Source organism: Paraglaciecola sp. (genome assembly GCF_030730205.1).
GTDB lineage: Bacteria > Pseudomonadota > Gammaproteobacteria > Enterobacterales > Alteromonadaceae > Paraglaciecola.
On sequence record NZ_JANQVQ010000147.1, the window covers coordinates 1 to 3,318 of the forward strand.

A 3,318-nucleotide genomic window follows, 5' to 3' on the forward strand; every position below is an offset into this window, starting at 1 on the left:
GGTCGCATGACGTTACCAATATTGGTGATGATGAATTAGTGGTGATGTTGTGGGCGAACGAGAACTTCGATCGCGCAAGGCCAGATACTGTAGCTTACAAGGTGTAGATATGAACAAGTTAAAAGTAATGACCGTTGTGGGCACCCGCCCGGAAATTATTCGCCTTTCTCGAGTTATGGCCGCCTTGGATGCGCACTGTGATCATATTATTGTCCACACCGGCCAAAACTACGATTTTGAACTGAATCAGGTTTTTTTTGATGATTTAGGCGTGCGTAAGCCTGATTATTTTTTAAGTGCAGCCGGAAGCAGCGGTGCCGAGACCATTGGTAATGTGATTATTGCCGTAGACAAGGTATTGGCCGAAATTAACCCGGATGCCATGCTGGTGCTGGGTGATACTAACAGTTGTATGGCGGTTATTCCTGCCAAACGGCGTAAGATCCCTACCTTCCACATGGAAGCGGGTAACCGCTGCTATGATATGCGAGTGCCAGAAGAAATTAACCGCCGTATCGTTGACCATACCGCCGATATTAACCTGACCTATAGCACTATTGCCCGCGACTATTTGCTGGCTGAAGGTATTCCGGCAGACCGGGTTATTAAAACCGGCAGCCCAATGTTTGAAGTTTTAAACCATTACATGCCGCAAATTGACGGGTCTGATGTATTAAACCGGTTGGGGTTAACCGAGCGCGAATTCTTTGTTATAAGTGCGCATCGTGAAGAAAACGTAGACTCGCCGACTAATCTGCACAAGCTGGCTGCTATTTTAAATGGCCTGGCTGAAAAATATGCTTTTCCGGTAATCGTTTCTACCCATCCGCGCACTCGTAAACGCATTGAAGAGCAGGGTATTACCTTTAACCCTTTGGTGCAGTTGTTAAAACCACTGGGTTTTCATGACTATAACAAGTTGCAAAAATCGGCTAAAGCAGTGTTGTCTGACAGCGGCACGATTAGTGAAGAGTCATCTATTATGAACTTTCCTGCGTTAAATATTCGTGAAGCGCATGAGCGGCCAGAAGCCTTTGAAGAAGCCTCAGTAATGATGGTGGGGCTAGAGGTTGTTCGCGTATTTCAAGCGCTTCAGGTGCTTGAATCTCAGCCTTGTGGTACCGAGCGCTTATTAAGGCCCGTTTATGATTACAGTATGCCAAATGTATCTGACAAAGTAGTTAGAATTGTTCATAGTTACCGTGATTACATTATGCGGGTGGTTTGGAAGCAGTACTAAAAATGAAAGTACTAATTGTCTCTCAGTATTTTTGGCCAGAAGAGTTTAGGATTAATGATTTATCTGTTGAATTAGTAAATTTGGGGCATGAAGTTACTGTCTTAACTGGAATACCTAATTACCCTCTTGGCAAAGAATTTAACGAGTTTTCAAAAAAACCAAGCAGTTTTAGTAACTATGGTGGAGTTGAAATAGTCAGGGTTCCAATAATAACAAGAGGTAAGAGTTCATTTAAACTAGCACTTAATTATTTGTCTTATGTTTTAACTGCATCATTTCTTGCACCATTAAAACTAAGGAATAAAAGTTTTGATGTGATTTTGGTTTGTCAATTGTCTCCAGTGACTGTTGCTTTACCAGCTATACTTTTAAAAAAGTTAAAAGGGATACCTTTAGCTATGTGGTCATTAGATTTATGGCCAGATTCTGTAAGAGCTGTTGGTAAAGGTGGACCTGATTTTATGTATAAACTTCTAGAAAAGCTAGTTAGTTATATATATAAAAATTGTGATTTAATTTTGGGGCAGTCTGAAGAATATTTATTATGTATTTCTGAACTTGACAAAGGTAATTCAAAAAAAGTTATTTTTCCTAACTGGGCAGAGGACGTTTTTAATTCTGAGTTTAAAAATTTAGATATTGGTTATAAAAAAGAAAACGATAGTTTTGTTGTTTTATTTGCTGGTAATGTTGGGGAGGCTCAGGACTTTGAATCCATTGTCAATGCGGCAATGTATTTAAAAGAAAATAAACAAAAAGTGATTTTTTCAATTGTTGGCGATGGAAGCAAGTTTACTTGGCTTAAGAGTGTTATTTCGGCCTATGAATTAGAGAGCTACTTTGAACTTCATGGTAGGCATCCTGTTTCTGAAATGCCAAAATATTATAAATCTGCCAATGCAGCTTTATTGAGCCTTAAAACAAATAAAATCTTTAAATTGACAGTCCCCGGAAAATTGCAATCATACATGATGTCAAAATTACCAGTGTTAGGTATGATTGATGGTGCTGGTGCCAGCCTAATCAATGATTCTAAGTGTGGATACGCAACTAATGCTTCAGATTATGTCAATTTAGCAAAAAATATAATGAAAATGATTGAAATGTCGCCTGATGAAATGAGTCAACTCGGTCAAAATGGTTATGAGTATGCTGTTAATCACTTTTCAAGATCTGCACTTGTAAACCGACTTTCCTCTGAGTTAGAGCATTTAAAATTTAAGTAAAAGTTGATATGAAAATAGCTGTTTTAGGTTCATCAGGTTTTATTGGTTCAGCTGTATGCAACAGCCTTGAAAGTTATAAAGATATTACTGTTATAAGGTACAAAGGCAGGTTATCTAAATACACAGACTACAAAGACTTTTTGAGTGGAGTCGAAGTCATAATTTATTGTGTTGGTATTGCCCATTTTGACAGAAACACTTCAACAGATTCTATTAAAAGTGCTACAAATGCTGATTTTTTGGCTGCAAGTCAATTTTTTGAGTTTATAAATAATAAAAGCATTAAAAGAATAATTTACTTGAGCTCAGTAAATGTATTTGGAAAAAATAGTTTAGAGAGAGCTCCATTCAGTTTAAATTCGGTATGTTACCCTTCTGATTTAGTTTCAAAAGCTAAACTTGCTATTGAGAGTAGAATCATTTCTGCTTGTAGTTCAACCGAGTATGTCATAATTAGGAGTCCCTTGGTGTATGGAAAAGGAGTTAAAGCAAATTTTTTAAGTTTAGTTAACCTTGCTAAAAAAAACCTACCTTTACCTCTTGGCGCTATTAATAACAGTCGCAGTCTGGTGGCTTTAGATAATATAGTCGATTTAATTATTACTTGTATTGACCACCCTAAAGCTGCCAATCAAACCTTTTTGGTAAGTGATGATTGTGATGTTTCAACGACTGAACTAATAAAAATGATGACCCGTGCCGCAGGCAAAAAGCCTTGGTTATTACCTATACCCATGAGTTGGTTTCGTTTAGCTGGTAAGTTAACCGGCAAGCAAGCCATTGTTGATCGCCTTTGCGGAAATCTGCAGGTAGATATAAGCCATACCAAACAAACTTTGGGATGGAAGCCGC

The 3,318-nt window shown here is 38.1% G+C and carries 3 protein-coding genes; all 3 read left to right on the forward strand.

The window, feature by feature from the left end; translation table 11 throughout:
- Nucleotides 1–109: 109 nt before the first annotated feature.
- Nucleotides 110–1,240: a non-hydrolyzing UDP-N-acetylglucosamine 2-epimerase gene (gene wecB, locus NWQ57_RS10420; protein WP_306022091.1), complete on the forward strand. Its 1,131-nt coding sequence runs from the start codon at nt 110–112 to the stop codon at nt 1,238–1,240.
- A gap of 2 nt (nt 1,241–1,242) precedes the next feature.
- Complete coding sequence (locus tag NWQ57_RS10425; protein ID WP_306022092.1) at nt 1,243–2,466, forward strand: glycosyltransferase family 4 protein; 1,224 nt, start codon at nt 1,243–1,245, stop codon at nt 2,464–2,466.
- An 8-nt stretch (nt 2,467–2,474) separates the two neighbouring features.
- A partial coding sequence (locus NWQ57_RS10430; RefSeq protein WP_306022093.1) for an NAD-dependent epimerase/dehydratase family protein occupies nt 2,475–3,318 on the forward strand: 844 nt, incomplete at its 3' end.